The sequence below is a fragment of the Corynebacterium sp. HMSC074H12 genome, assembly GCF_001813755.1.
In the GTDB taxonomy this organism is placed as follows: Bacteria; Actinomycetota; Actinomycetes; order Mycobacteriales; family Mycobacteriaceae; genus Corynebacterium; species Corynebacterium hiratae.
In genome coordinates this window covers 1-345 of record NZ_KV813898.1, presented here as the reverse complement: position 1 = coordinate 345, position 345 = coordinate 1, and the positions used below count along the sequence as shown (strand labels likewise).

General features: G+C 58.6%; 1 pseudogene. It reads right to left on the bottom strand.

From position 1 onward, the window contains the following. Positions 1-207, bottom strand: a pseudogene (locus tag HMPREF2932_RS04285) (ISL3 family transposase); the annotation flags it as partial. Positions 208-345 lie beyond the last annotated feature (138 nt).

The window sequence follows — 345 nt, the reverse complement described above, 5'->3', positions numbered from 1 at the left end:
TCCAACAACGGGAAGATCAACGAGTCGACGGGTGATGTGGTCGCGCAGCTTTCCTGACTGTCCGCAGTCCGGGCACACGCCGCTAACGGCTACTGGCGTAGCCTCAATGATGGTCAGCGGTCCGGCATCAGCAGCACCGGTGATAGCAAGCCCGATTTCCGCGGTACGGCAGATGGTGTCGGCAACGAGGTTTCCAGTAGGCTTCACAGTACGGGTTCCTGGTGGGTTTAGATGGTTGTGTAGGAACTTTCATCTTCACACCAGGGACCCCTACATGTTGTGGTGACCCGCTGAACCCGTCGATTTCTACCTCACCCCGCTACGCACCCCGAAACCGGAAGAGCC